Annotated in this window: 10 protein-coding genes and 1 tRNA gene; 3 read left to right on the forward strand and 8 right to left on the reverse strand. The window is 39.9% G+C overall.

Going from position 1 to position 13462, the window contains the following annotated elements; translation table 11 throughout:
• Nucleotides 1–420: 420 nt before the first annotated feature.
• The 6 genes from hupB to BTN98_RS08480 all read right to left on the reverse strand — a co-directional run bounded on the left by hupB (nt 421) and on the right by BTN98_RS08480 (nt 7428).
• The gene (hupB, locus tag BTN98_RS08455; RefSeq protein ID WP_060997303.1) at nt 421–693 is read right to left on the reverse strand and encodes a nucleoid-associated protein HU-beta; all 273 of its coding nucleotides are present in this window, start codon (nt 691–693) and stop codon (nt 421–423) included.
• 223 nt (nt 694–916) lie between these two features.
• Nucleotides 917–3280, reverse strand: a complete 2364-nt coding sequence (lon, locus tag BTN98_RS08460) for an endopeptidase La (RefSeq protein ID WP_060997304.1) — start codon at nt 3278–3280, stop codon at nt 917–919.
• A 209-nt stretch (nt 3281–3489) separates the two neighbouring features.
• Entirely contained in the window at nt 3490–4773 is a 1284-nt protein-coding gene (gene clpX / locus BTN98_RS08465) for an ATP-dependent protease ATP-binding subunit ClpX (RefSeq protein WP_060997305.1), read from the reverse strand.
• Nucleotides 4774–4884: 111 nt separating this feature from the next.
• Nucleotides 4885–5508 carry an ATP-dependent Clp endopeptidase proteolytic subunit ClpP gene (gene clpP / locus BTN98_RS08470; RefSeq protein ID WP_036793692.1) on the reverse strand — a complete coding sequence of 208 codons (624 nt, stop codon included), beginning with the start codon at nt 5506–5508 and terminating at the stop codon, nt 4885–4887.
• 105 nt (nt 5509–5613) lie between these two features.
• A complete protein-coding gene (gene tig, locus BTN98_RS08475; RefSeq protein ID WP_060997306.1) occupies nt 5614–6912 on the reverse strand; it encodes a trigger factor in 1299 nt (432 codons plus the stop codon).
• Between the two features lie 439 nt (nt 6913–7351).
• Nucleotides 7352–7428: transfer RNA gene (locus BTN98_RS08480), tRNA-Arg, on the reverse strand.
• Nucleotides 7429–7767: 339 nt separating this feature from the next.
• Here BTN98_RS08480 and folD point away from each other — a divergent pair.
• On the forward strand, nt 7768–8625 hold the full coding sequence (gene folD / locus BTN98_RS08485) for a bifunctional methylenetetrahydrofolate dehydrogenase/methenyltetrahydrofolate cyclohydrolase FolD (RefSeq protein WP_060997307.1): 858 nt from the start codon (nt 7768–7770) through the stop codon (nt 8623–8625).
• A gap of 76 nt (nt 8626–8701) precedes the next feature.
• Here folD and rfaH read toward each other — a convergent pair whose 3' ends face one another.
• A complete protein-coding gene (rfaH, locus tag BTN98_RS08490) occupies nt 8702–9205 on the reverse strand; it encodes a transcription/translation regulatory transformer protein RfaH (RefSeq protein ID WP_060997308.1) in 504 nt (167 codons plus the stop codon).
• 444 nt (nt 9206–9649) lie between these two features.
• On the opposite strand from rfaH, the gene BTN98_RS08495 reads away from it, so the two are divergent.
• Nucleotides 9650–11044 (forward strand): peptide MFS transporter, encoded by a 1395-nt coding sequence (locus BTN98_RS08495; protein WP_060997309.1) that lies wholly within the window; start codon nt 9650–9652, stop codon nt 11042–11044.
• Nucleotides 11045–11117: 73 nt separating this feature from the next.
• Here BTN98_RS08495 and BTN98_RS08500 read toward each other — a convergent pair whose 3' ends face one another.
• Nucleotides 11118–12167 carry a response regulator gene (locus tag BTN98_RS08500; RefSeq protein WP_060997310.1) on the reverse strand — a complete coding sequence of 350 codons (1050 nt, stop codon included), beginning with the start codon at nt 12165–12167 and terminating at the stop codon, nt 11118–11120.
• A 342-nt stretch (nt 12168–12509) separates the two neighbouring features.
• On the opposite strand from BTN98_RS08500, the gene BTN98_RS08505 reads away from it, so the two are divergent.
• Nucleotides 12510–13394, forward strand: a complete 885-nt coding sequence (locus tag BTN98_RS08505) for a LysR family transcriptional regulator (protein WP_060997311.1) — start codon at nt 12510–12512, stop codon at nt 13392–13394.
• The last annotated feature ends 68 nt before the right edge of the window (nt 13395–13462 follow it).

Consider the following 13462-nt stretch of genomic DNA (forward strand, 5'->3'; position numbering starts at 1 on the left):
GTCTCTCCTACTGTTCGATCTGGCTCGGTTTCGAACTACTATCAAATTTATGCACAATGCTAACGGCATCACCATGATGACCGCACCATACTATTTACTACATGTTATATAACAACAACTGAATAGCTACAGCTATATCTAAATAACCTAAATATTCATTAAGCTAGTCTTATAAATATAGATAACCTGTGACTGATAAGCCACACGCAGCACTGATAATTGTTACATAAACGCAATTAAACAACCCCAAATGATTATCTTGCTCTATATGCATCATTAGGGGCTATTGATTAGGCTTTTTATAAGTAAAAAAAGCGCATCAACCGATGCGCCTTTATCGTACCGAATAAGTATACTCTTTCCGGTAGCAATTTTTAAGCCATGAAAACATGACAAAACACGGGCTTTCACCCATTGTTTTTAGTTTACAGAATCTTTAAGCGCTTTACCTGGTTTGAAGCCAGGTACTTTTGCAGCTGCAATTTGAATTTCTGCACCTGTTTGTGGATTACGGCCAGTACGTGCTGCACGCTCACGCACAGAAAAAGTACCAAAACCAACTAATGCAACCGAATCGCCTTGTTTTAGAGTTTCTGTCACTGTTTCAATCAATGCATCAAGAGCACGGCCTGCAGATGCTTTAGAAATATCAGCACTTTCTGCGATTTTATCAACTAGTTGAGTTTTGTTCACAATTAGATCCTCTTAATGAACCTTGATCACTACGCACTGTTTATTAGATAGTCGCGTTATCGTAATCAAATAGAAAAATATTCGTAGTTTGAGAGCCTACTATAAATAGCCATCAAAACTTAAAATTAGTTCGCATAACGCGGATTAGATGTACCTTATAGCCACACAAAAAACGCTGACAAGGTTTTTAACCCTGAAAGCGTTTTTTCTTTAACTAATTTTGCTATAGGTCACTATTTCGTGCATTGACTAACTCAATGCCTGCTGGATTATTCTGCAATGCTATTGTTAGCACTTCATCAATCCAACGTACTGGGCGTACTTCCAAATCAGCAATGACATTTTCTGGAATTTCTTCTAAATCACGTTCATTTTCTTTTGGAATTAACACCGTTTTAATACCACCACGGTGCGCCGCTAATAGTTTCTCTTTTAAACCACCAATCGGTAATACTTCACCACGTAATGTGATTTCACCCGTCATAGCAACATCAGCACGTACTGGGTTACCCGTTAAGCTAGAAACAAGCGCAGTACACATCGCGATACCCGCACTTGGACCATCTTTTGGTGTTGCACCTTCAGGCACGTGAACATGAATATCGCGTTTTTCGTAAAAATCGCTCGCAATACCTAAACGCTCAGCGCGACTACGTACCACTGTCATTGCTGCCTGAATAGATTCTTGCATCACATCGCCCAAAGAGCCAGTGTATGTCAATTTGCCTTTACCCGGCATCGATTCAGTTTCGATAGTTAATAAATCACCACCTACTTCTGTCCATGCAAGGCCTGTTACTTGACCAACACGGTTACTTTCATCAGCTTTACCGTAATCGCAACGCTGCACACCTAAATAATCTTTTAGATTATCTTGGTTAATTGAAACGTGCTTAATGTCTTTGTTCAATAAAATTTCTTTCACTGCTTTACGGCATAGCTTTGAAATTTCACGCTCAAGACTACGTACACCAGCTTCACGAGTGTAGTAACGAATAATGCCAATAAGTGCTGAATCTTCAATAGTCAGCTCACTAGACTTTAATCCATTACGCTGAATTTGCTTCTCAAGTAAGTGATTTTTAGCAATATTCAGTTTTTCATCTTCGGTATAACCAGAAAGACGGATCACTTCCATACGATCAAGCAATGGTCCTGGAATATTCATTGAGTTCGAGGTAGCCACAAACATTACATCAGATAAGTCATAATCAACTTCAAGGTAATGATCGTTAAACGAACTGTTTTGCTCAGGATCTAATACTTCTAGTAATGCTGACGCAGGATCACCGCGCATATCAGAAGACATTTTGTCAATTTCATCTAATAGGAATAGTGGGTTTTTCACTTCCACTTTTGCCATTTTCTGAATTAACTTACCCGGCATAGAACCAATATATGTACGACGGTGACCGCGGATTTCCGCTTCATCACGTACACCACCTAATGCCATGCGCACGTATTTACGTCCGGTTGCAGCAGCAATAGATTGACCTAGCGAAGTTTTACCTACACCAGGAGGACCGACAAGACAAAGGATTGGACCTTTAAGCTTGTTAACGCGGCTTTGTACTGCGAGATATTCAAGAATACGTTCTTTAACACGCTCTAGACCATAGTGATCGGCGTTAAGAATTTCTTCTGCTTTAGCAAGGTTCTTCTTCACTTTAGAACGCTTATGCCAAGGCACGCTTAACATCCAATCGATGTAACCACGTACAACAGTAGCTTCAGCAGACATCGGTGACATCATCTTTAGCTTTTGCAGCTCTTGCTCAGTTTTTTCACGTGCTTCCGCTGGCATCTTTGATGCTTCAATTTTAAGCTTTAACGCTTCAAATTCATCTGGTGCATCGTCAAGCTCACCCAATTCTTTCTGGATAGCTTTCATTTGTTCGTTTAGGTAATACTCGCGCTGAGATTTTTCCATCTGCTTTTTAACGCGTCCACGGATGCGTTTTTCAACTTGCAGCAAATCAATCTCAGACTCCATCATTGCCATCAAGAACTCTAAACGCTCAGTGATATCAACAATTTCAAGTACTTTCTGCTTATCCGCTAATTTCAGAGGCATATGCGCTGCGATAGTATCTGCCAGACGCGCTGCATCATCAATGCCATTAAGGGATGTTAATACTTCAGGTGGAATTTTTTTGTTAAGCTTGATAAAGCCTTCAAACTGACTGATAGCCGTTCGAACTAAAACTTCTTGCTCACGCTCATCCATTGCTGGCGTAACCAAAAATTCAGCATTAGCTGTAAAAAATTCATCGTCAGCAAGATCTTCAACTTTGGCACGTTGCTGGCCTTCAACCAACACTTTTACCGTACCATCAGGTAATTTTAATAGTTGAAGAATAGTGGCAACAGTACCAACATCATAAAGATCAGTGATCGACGGTTCATCTGTGGCTGCTTCTTTTTGAGCAACTAACAGAATCTGTTTATTGTTTTCCATTGCCGACTCAAGGCAACGAATTGATTTTTCCCGGCCCACAAACAATGGAATAACCATATGAGGGTATACCACTACATCTCGTAGAGGTAGAACCGGGATCTCAAGGCGCTCAGAACGCTCCAGGTTCATATTCTTCTCTCTTCCTGTCCATACTAATCGTATTAAATAACCTAACTGGATACAGCTTAGTTACTTAATACGATTAGAGTTAGCTTATATTGAGTATATGGGGGTAAAGCATCAAGTTTCAATGTATGAAATGTCAGAAAATAAAAAAGGAGGCAAAAGCCTCCCTTTTTTAAGCTTTTATGTGCAAATATTAAGCACTTACTCAGCCATTACTCAGCACTTGCTGCTTCTTGTGTTTCTGTATTTTCGAAAATCAGTAATGGTTCTGACTCACCGTTAATTACAGACTCATCAATAACAACTTTACTGATACCTTCTAGAGACGGAAGCTCATACATGGTATCAAGTAACACTGCTTCAACAATAGAACGTAGACCACGAGCACCTGTTTTACGATCCATAGCTTTTTTAGCAATCGCAATCAGTGCATCATCGCGGAATTCAAGTTCAACGTTTTCAAGCGCTAATAATGCGGCATACTGTTTAGTAAGGGCATTCTTAGGCTCACGTAGAATTTGAACTAACGCGTCTTGGTCTAATTCGCCAAGCGTTGCTGTTACAGGTAGACGACCAATGAATTCAGGGATTAAACCGTATTTCACCAAATCTTCTGGTTCAACTTTCTTAAACAAATCACTTAAAGTATCTGTTTGGTCTTTTGAACGTACATCAGCAGCAAAACCGATGCCAGTACCTGTTGCTACACGTTGCTCAACCACTTTATCTAGGCCTGCAAATGCACCACCACAGATAAATAGGATCTTAGAAGTATCAACTTGTAAGAATTCCTGTTGAGGATGCTTACGACCTCCTTGTGGTGGAACAGAAGCAACTGTACCTTCGATTAGCTTCAACAATGCTTGCTGAACGCCTTCACCAGATACATCACGTGTGATTGATGGATTATCTGACTTACGAGAAATCTTATCGATTTCATCGATGTAAACAATGCCACGCTCAGCTTTAGCTACGTCGTAATCACATTTTTGTAGCAGCTTTTGAATGATGTTTTCAACGTCTTCACCAACATAACCTGCTTCAGTTAATGTTGTTGCATCAGCCATTGTAAACGGTACATCAAGCATACGCGCTAATGTCTCAGCCAATAATGTTTTACCACTACCAGTAGGACCAATAAGTAGGATGTTACTCTTACCTAATTCAACGCCATCACTATTCTTGTCGCCATTACGTAGACGCTTATAGTGATTGTATACAGCAACAGCCAACACTTTTTTAGCATGTGATTGGCCGATGACATAATCATCTAAGTTGTTACGAATTTGCTGTGGTGTCGGCAGCTCGTCGCTATCGCTTTTCGTCATCACTTCTTTGATTTCTTCGCGAATAATGTCGTTGCATAAATCAACGCACTCATCACAAATATAAACAGAAGGACCAGCAATTAGCTTGCGAACTTCATGCTGACTTTTTCCACAGAAAGAGCAATAAAGCAGTTTGCTACTACTTCCCTCTTTTCGTTTGTCTGTCATTCGCTAACCTCTTTATTGGGGTATCCCATCATTGTCTTGTCTTGAGTGTATAACAAGTCGACTTATTTTGCTTTACTAAACCCGCATCGCGAATTGCAAAATAAAACTGGCTTAATCACGCTTACTCAATACAGCATCAACAAGGCCGTACTCTACTGCCTGATCTGCAGACATAAAGTTATCACGGTCAGTATCACGCTCAACAATTTCTAATGGTTGACCAGTATGTTCAGCCAATAGTCCATTTAAACGTTGTTTAATCGTTAGGATTTCTTGTGCATGGATTTGAATATCCGATGCTTGTCCTTGGAAACCACCAAGTGGTTGGTGGATCATAACGCGTGAATTAGGTAGACAATAACGTTTACCCTTAGCACCGCCAGCCAATAAGAAAGCACCCATCGAACATGCTTGACCCATACATACTGTACTTACATTTGGTTTAATAAATTGCATAGTGTCATAAATTGACATACCTGCAGTTACTGAACCACCTGGAGAGTTAATGTAAAGGAAGATATCTTTGTCTGGGTTCTCTGACTCCAAAAATAGTAGCTGGGCTACAACTAAGTTAGCCATATGATCTTCAACCTGACCGGTTAAGAAAATCACACGCTCTTTTAGGAGACGGGAATAAATATCGTAAGAACGCTCACCACGAGAAGTCTGCTCGACCACCATAGGTACCAGCGCATCCATAATCGGTGACATGCCGTTTTGTGCTTGGTAGCTCATAATCTTATTTCCCTAAAATAAATGGCCCGAATGAAAGTATTCACACGGACCATTGTTAGCAGAAGACTTGAGACAATGTCAAATCTCTACAGCAATTTCAGTAAATTAAGCAGCAGGATTCATTAGATCGTTGAAGCTAACTTCTTTATCTGAAACCTGAGCTTTAGCTAGAAGTGCATCAATTGCTTGCTCTTCTAGAGCAACGTTGCGCATATTGTTCATTAGCTGCTCGTTGCTTGCGTAGTATTTAACTACTTCTGTTGGATCTTCATATGCAGATGCCATTTCAGCGATGATTGCAGTTACGCGCTCTTCGTCTGCTTTTAGCTCTTCTGCTTTAATTACTTCACCAACTAGTAGGCCAACAACTACACGACGCTTAGCTTGCTCTTCGAACAATTCACGTGGTAGTTCAGGCATGTTCTTAGCATCGCCGCCAAAACGTTGTGCAGCTTGCTTACGTAGTGCTTCGATTTCTTGATCGATAAGCGCTGTAGGTACTGCGATGTCGTTTTGCTCAACAAGACCGTTAAGAACTTGATCTTTAATACGACCTTTAACAGCTTGCTTAAGCTCACGCTCCATGTTCTTACGAACTTCAGTCTTAAGACCTTCAACAGAACCGTCTTCAACACCAAACTTAGAAACGAATTCTTCAGTTAGCTCAGGTAGTTGTTGTGCTTCTACTTTATGAAGAGTAATAGCAAATGCTGCAGACTTACCTTTTAGGTTTTCTGCGTGGTATTCTTCAGGGAAAGTTACTTCAACAGTAAACTCGTCGCCTGCTTTATGACCAACAACACCTTCTTCGAAACCAGGGATCATACGACCTTGGCCCATAGCAAGTGCGAAACCTTCAGCTTTACCGCCGTCGAATTCTTCGCCATCGATAGTACCAACGAAATCGATAGTTACACGGCTATCTGCATCAGCTGCTGCTTCAACTTCAGTCCAAGTAGCTTGTTGCTTACGTAGTGTATCTAGCATGCCGTCAACGTCAGCATCAGTTACAGTTACAACTGGCTTCTCAACAACAACTTTATCTAGACCAGCTAGTTCGATTTCTGGGAAAACTTCAAAAGAAGCTTTAAACACTAAATCTTTACCTTCAGCAATTTCTACTGGAGTGAAAGTTGGTGCGCCAGCTGGGTTGATCTGCTCTTTAACGATAGCTTCGATAAAGTGGCGGTGCATTACTTCACCTAGGATGTCTTGACGTACAGAAGCGCCAAACATTTTAGCAACCATCTTCATTGGTGCTTTACCTGGGCGGAAACCGTCGAAACGACGAGTTTTAGCAATTTTACGTAGTTCAGCAGCAACAGCATCTTCGATGTTTGCAGCAGGAACTGTAATAGTTAGGTGGCGTTCTAGACCTTCAGTGGTTTCAACAGTAACTTGCATTATATTTAACCTCAAAACTTAACTCAGTGTTTCTGAGTGATGTTGCCGAACAGCCATTTACTGACGGTGGCATCCTTTCGTGTTACAGCTCGAAAACCATAACGCCTAAATTCTTTCTTAAAGATTCTGAGAGTAGATAGCCTACTTCTCAGAGCGCGCTATTATAACGACACCTAAGGGTGACGTCGAGGTAGATACCTTACTTAACGCGAACGATCTCTCTGACTGCATTACAAGATAGGGGCTAGAAATATCATTTCAAGGGGAAAAATGAAAAAAATCGCATTTTAACTGGTTTTTGTGGTTCAAATGTTGGAAAAACGAGCTAATTAGACAAATTTTAACAGTAACTAGTGAGAAAATTGGCTTGAAATATTGGAGTGTAGAATTAGAAAAATGATTGAAGATAAAAGGATAACATCAAGAAGGGAAGAGAAGATGGTACGCCCTGCAGGATTCGAACCTGCGACCACATCCTTAGAAGGGACGTGCTCTATCCAGCTGAGCTAAGGGCGCATCATTGTGTAACATGACGTTACGAGGCGAGATTATACGTAGCTATCATATAAGGTCAATCTCTTTACTTCATTTTTCATGCTTAAAACAACTGATTGGTTAAAGATACAACAAAACAAACGTGATTGGGGATATTTTGTGAAGAAACAATAGCTCACAGCAACGAGTTAACTGCATGTTTATCACTCTTTTTCGATGGATGGTCACTGCTTCAACACTTAAATCATAGTGATAGCAAAATATAAAATCAAATAGCAAACGTTTGCCTGATGGCAATTCTATTTATAATCTGCCACAATATTGACGTTGATACGTTCAACCAACACAACAAGGATCACCATGAGCGCTCAAATTATTGATGGGAAAATTATCTCCCAAACTGTACGACAGGAAGTTGCCGCCAGAGTCAAAGCACGCACCGATGCCGGATTACGCGCACCTGGATTAGCTGTTGTTCTCGTAGGTCAGGATCCAGCCTCACAGATCTACGTTGGTAGTAAACGCAAAGCCTGTGAAGAAGTTGGGTTTATTTCAAAATCATTTGATCTACCAACTACAGCAACTGAACAACAATTACTCGATTTAATTGATGAGCTTAATCAAGATCCAACCATGGATGGTATTTTAGTACAATTACCATTACCAGCAGGTATGGACACCACACGTATTCTTGAACGCATCGATCCTGAGAAAGATGTCGATGGTTTTCACCCTTACAATGTCGGTCGCCTTAGTCAACGTATTCCTAAATTACGTTCATGCACGCCAAAAGGCATTATTACACTGCTAGAACGCTACAATATTGAAGTACGCGGAAAACATGCAGTTATTGTTGGTGCATCAAACATTGTTGGACGACCAATGACACTTGAGTTGTTATTAGCAGGTGCTACCACAACGACTTGTCACCGTTTTACACAAGATCTTGAAAGTCATGTACGTCAAGCTGATATTCTCGTTGTCGCCGTTGGTAAACCGAATTTTATTCCTGGAAACTGGATAAAAGAAGACGCAACAGTGATTGATGTCGGTATTAACCGTCTTGAAAATGGTAAGTTGTGCGGGGATGTAGAATTTGATGTTGCTTGTCAGCGTGCCAAACATATCACACCTGTACCTGGTGGTGTAGGACCAATGACGGTAGCAACCTTAATTGAAAATACGTTGCTCGCCTGTGAACAATACCATTCAGCATAAACACATGAGCGAATAACAATAGCGTATGATGGGATATACAAAAGCGAGTAGCAACATACTCGCTTTTTTATTGCTATTATTCTTTGTTTTTCACTAAATCAGTATTCTCTACACTGACTTTTACTTGTTTACCCAGTAAATTAATCAGCATAAATGAGCGTTGCTCACCATCAGGCTCATGATAAATAGCGTCAAGACCTTTAAATTCACCTTGCTCTAAAATTAATTTATCCCCCTGCTGAGGTAATGATTCAAACATATCTTTATATGAATCATTCTCTTCATTAAGCATTAAATTATAGATAAGTTCTTCACTCACTATCTGTGGCATAGCCCCTTGACGAATAAAGTCTGCAACGCCACGTGTTGAACGTACCGTGGTAAAGCTTAATTTTTCAGGATCAAACGTCACAAAAACGTAACTTGGAAATAGTGGCTCATAACATTCACAACGTTTACCGCGCACAATCTTTTCAACAACAACTTGCGGGTAATAACATTCAGCCCCTTGACGATCAAGATTGATCACTGCGCGTTCTTGCTCACTACGCTTACAATAAAGTAGATACCAATCTTTCATCATCAACCTCGATTAAATCTCAACTTTAATCAGTATATACAAATCAATATTGATTTTCATCTTCCAGCACAAAAACCCAGCTTTGATAAGTGTTGGAATTATATTCTATGGTTAGAAGCCTAAGTAATATGATTGACCAATATCCCTGCGCTTAATTTGTAACATATATGAATATTCTCACACAGTGATATAACCACCCAATATAATACGTAAAAACAACACAAAACCCTAAATTTGAACAACAAAATAGTGTAAGATACAGATAATGGTAATGGAATTTGATTTTTCATAATTGATCGATATATATACAATTGCTTATTTATCAGCATGTTATAATGTTTTATCATTGTTTGTTAAATGTAAAAACTTGCAGTCAAATATATTGTGCTTTATAAACCTACATGAATGAGCAAACACACTAATTAAAATAAAATAGAGAATCTTATGAGTCATAATAGTAGTGGTACCCTTCTGGGCCACCCAAAAGGCTTGTTCCTTTTATTTGGAACAGAGCTATGGGAACGCTTTTCTTATTACGCAATGCGCGCCATCTTGGTTTTATATTTAACAGATAAAACCATTAACGGCGGCCTTGGCTGGACCACAGAAGAAGCACTTAACTTATACGGTATCTACACTGGCCTAGTTTATTTTACTCCTCTTATTGGTGGTTGGATTGCCGACAACATTTTAGGTCAACGTCGCTCAATTATTATTGGTGGCGTATTAATGGCCATTGGCCAATTTACACTTGCTTTACCTCATAGTGTGGTTGACCCCCATGCCGTGACTGCTTTCTACATTGGTTTAGCTTTCCTTATTGTTGGTAATGGTTTATTTAAGCCAAACATTTCAACTATGGTTGGTGATTTATACCCTGAAGGTGATAACCGTCGTGATGGCGCATTTACGATTTTCTATATGGGTATTAATATCGGCTCACTACTAGCGGGTGTTATTGCCGGTACAGCATCTGCTGTTTATGGTTGGAAAGCGGGGTTCTTATGTGCTGGTGTTGGCATGTTGATGAGCCTATTAATTCAAATTTTCTTCGCTCAACGTTACTTAGGCGATATCGGTACTGTACCTGCCGCGGTGCGTGATGCTGAAAAAAATGCCAGTGGTAAAAAAGAGCCACTGACTAAAATTGAACGTGATCGCTTAAAAGTAATTTTAGTGATGTGTACGTTTGTGATCGTATTCTGGGCAGGCTTTGAACAAGCTGGCGGCCTTATGAATATTTACTCACAAGAATATACCAACCGTATGATTGGCAATTTTGAAGTACCAGCAGCATGGTTCCAATCATTAAACCCATTCTTTATTATTATCTGCGCACCTATCTTAGCGGCACTTTGGGTTCGTATGGGTAAGAGTGAACCAAACTCACCGGTTAAATTTGCATTAGCTATGTTCTCTCTTGCATTAGGCTTTGCCTGTATGATCGGTGCGGCACTAGAGCAAAACGGTGATGTAACCGTTAAAACATCAATGATGTGGCTGGTTGGTGCATACTTCTTCCATACAATTGGTGAGCTATGTCTATCACCAATTGGTTTATCAATGGTAACCAAATTAGCACCACTACGTTTGGCATCCTTGATGATGGGCGCATGGTTTGGTGCTAATGCGATTGCAAACTACATTGCCGGTGTTGTCGGCGCAAGTATCGGTGAAGCGGGCCCATTAGCTATCTTCTCTGGTATTGCTATTACAGCCGTGATCGCGGGTGTATTATTGCTGTTATTCTCAAACAAACTTATTTCGTGGATGCATGGTGCTGAAGGCGCTGTGGATAACGACGATAATCAACCTAAGCCACAAACTGCAAATGCGTAGTGGTTATAGTGAATAATAGAAAATAAAAAAGGGATGCTACGGCATCCCTTTTTTATTAAAAACAGTACTTAATTTATGTTACCGTTTCAAAGTTAACACTAAAATTTGCATGTTGAATATCGCTAAGTGATAACCGACCACCGTTATCGGACATCGGTAAAATCACCAACGGATTATTACAAGCCTCATTACCCAGCCACTCACCAGCTGCAATCATAGCGCATTGATCTCCCACTTTTAGTTGACCGCCAATACCAGCCGCAACCAAATGAAGTTGCTTCTCAGCGAGATTAAACACCCCAAATAAACCTTTCACAGGTGTGGCATAACCTGAATACTTCAATCCTAATTCTATTTGTGACACTAAATGCTGCACACTGCTTAAATAATTACCTTGGCGACGTAAAAAATCATTAAAACACGCTCTGATTAATAATGCCGTTGCCGTGCTATTTTCACCACCAGAGCTGGTATCAACCATATAAAATGCTAGTTGACCATCAATTAGCCAAATATAATCAAAAATAACCGGTGACATCTCAGTGGATTGCAATGCTCGATAACTGAGTTTCCAACGTCCATAGTGAGACTGAAGATTAGGCATTAACCCGATTAACAGCTCACGAGCAGCTTGAGGATTATTCTTTAACTCTGAAATATGCCACTGTAACTCTTCTTCAACCAATCCAGCATCATCACTATCAACTAACCATCGCTGTGAAAAATCTTGTTGCTGCTGATTAGCACTATCTTGCATTTTAAGTACCGATGCAATGGCTGACTTAAGTGTCATGATGTTATCAATTGGCTTAATAAGAAAATCTTTAACCCCAAGTCGAAGTGCTTGCGCAACATCTGTCATATTGCCAGTACCGGAAATAACAATCACCGGAATCATTGGATACTGCAATGCAACCTCTTCAACAAACTCCATACCTGTCATGACTGGCATCGCCAAATCACACAGCAATAAATCTGGAATATTGTCTTTAAGAGCTTTTAACCCAACTAAGCCATCTTCCGCCTCTCTCACCTGACAACCTTGACTCTTTAAAAAGCCAACAATCATAGTTCGAAACACAGGATCATCTTCTACGATAAGTATAGTTTTCCCTTTTAGCAAAAGTATCTCCTTTCTCATGACTACGTCTATGAGTGTATAAGCTAAAATCAGCAATACCAACTTTGGTCCACTAAAATTTGTGGTGACAACAAAAATCATGTCGGTGATATGACTTAACATAGAGAAATAATGACGCTAAATAACTTTTTTTTAGGCAATATCAAAAAATATGTTCTATAAATATAACGGCTTCTAACTTCACTCCCCCACACCCTGAGCGGCTTTCAATCAATTTGAATAAGGGTTAACATATTTTTATTTAAAATACCCAATAAAAAGAGATAATTGTGACTCAATTTGTTATACAATTACCCATTATCAGTTTTCACAAATGACTTTGATATGAAACTTGACGATCTAAATTTATTCCGCATGGTTGTGGAAAATGGCAGTTATACTGCCGCATCACGAAAAACACAGGTACCCGTTGCGACGCTGACGCGCCGTATTCAAGCTCTTGAAGAAGGCCTTAATATTCGCCTTTTGAATCGTCATGCTCGTAAACTATCACTGACTGAAGCAGGTCAGAAGTTTTACCATGATTGTGCCCCACTACTACAGCAACTCCTTGATACTACAGAGCACATCAGTGAAGAGTGTAAAGGCGCAGCCGGTAAATTGCGTATTGCTGCACCAACGAATATTACTAAGGTAATGTTACAACCGTTGTTAAACGCATTTATGCAAGAACACCCAGCGATTAGCATTCAACTGTACATGAGTAATGAACCAGATCAGCTTGATCCTACTGACTGGGATGTCATGTTCCGTGTCGGTCCTCAACGTGATTCAACGCTTATTGCACGTCGTATTAATGAAGTAAAAGATATTTTGGTCGCAAGCCCTGACTATCTAAAGAAAAACCCAGAACCTAAGCATGCTCAAGATCTTCATGAACATACGCTTTTAAAAGGTAACCCACTTTTACGCTGGCGTTTAACTAACCAGAATGGCGAAACCGTTACTATTAACGAACGCGCACGTTTTGAAGCAAGTGAACTTAATGTTATTCGTAAAGCGTGCAGTGCTGGGCTTGGTATTACATTGATGCCTAACGTAATGTTAGAAAAATACATTGCAGCAGGAGAAGTAGTACAAGTACTTAAAAACTGGTCTGCAAACCCACGTGACGTATATTTAATTTATAACCACCGTGATTACCAACCAGAAAAACTACGTCTATTTATTGATTTTGCAAGTCATTACTTTGATCTTGAAAAACACTAATTAGCACTATTAAAAAAATCAGAGAAAAATGCCGCCAAATTAATTAGGAGCGGCATTTTCATTTAATA

Source organism: Photobacterium aquimaris, assembly GCF_002954455.1.
Lineage (GTDB): Bacteria > Pseudomonadota > Gammaproteobacteria > Enterobacterales > Vibrionaceae > Photobacterium > Photobacterium aquimaris.

What these genes read in the sequence shown, in the direction of transcription:
- lon (WP_060997304.1), bottom strand. Translation starts at nt 3,280, where the DNA reads ATGAACCTGGAGCGTTCTGAGCGCCTTGAGATCCCGGTTCTACCTCTA.
- clpX (WP_060997305.1), bottom strand. Translation starts at nt 4,773, where the DNA reads ATGACAGACAAACGAAAAGAGGGAAGTAGTAGCAAACTGCTTTATTGC.
- clpP (WP_036793692.1), bottom strand. Translation starts at nt 5,508, where the DNA reads ATGAGCTACCAAGCACAAAACGGCATGTCACCGATTATGGATGCGCTG.
- tig (WP_060997306.1), bottom strand. Translation starts at nt 6,912, where the DNA reads ATGCAAGTTACTGTTGAAACCACTGAAGGTCTAGAACGCCACCTAACT.
- folD (WP_060997307.1), top strand. Translation starts at nt 7,768, where the DNA reads ATGAGCGCTCAAATTATTGATGGGAAAATTATCTCCCAAACTGTACGA.
- rfaH (WP_060997308.1), bottom strand. Translation starts at nt 9,205, where the DNA reads ATGAAAGATTGGTATCTACTTTATTGTAAGCGTAGTGAGCAAGAACGC.
- BTN98_RS08495 (WP_060997309.1), top strand. Translation starts at nt 9,650, where the DNA reads ATGAGTCATAATAGTAGTGGTACCCTTCTGGGCCACCCAAAAGGCTTG.
- BTN98_RS08505 (WP_060997311.1), top strand. Translation starts at nt 12,510, where the DNA reads ATGAAACTTGACGATCTAAATTTATTCCGCATGGTTGTGGAAAATGGC.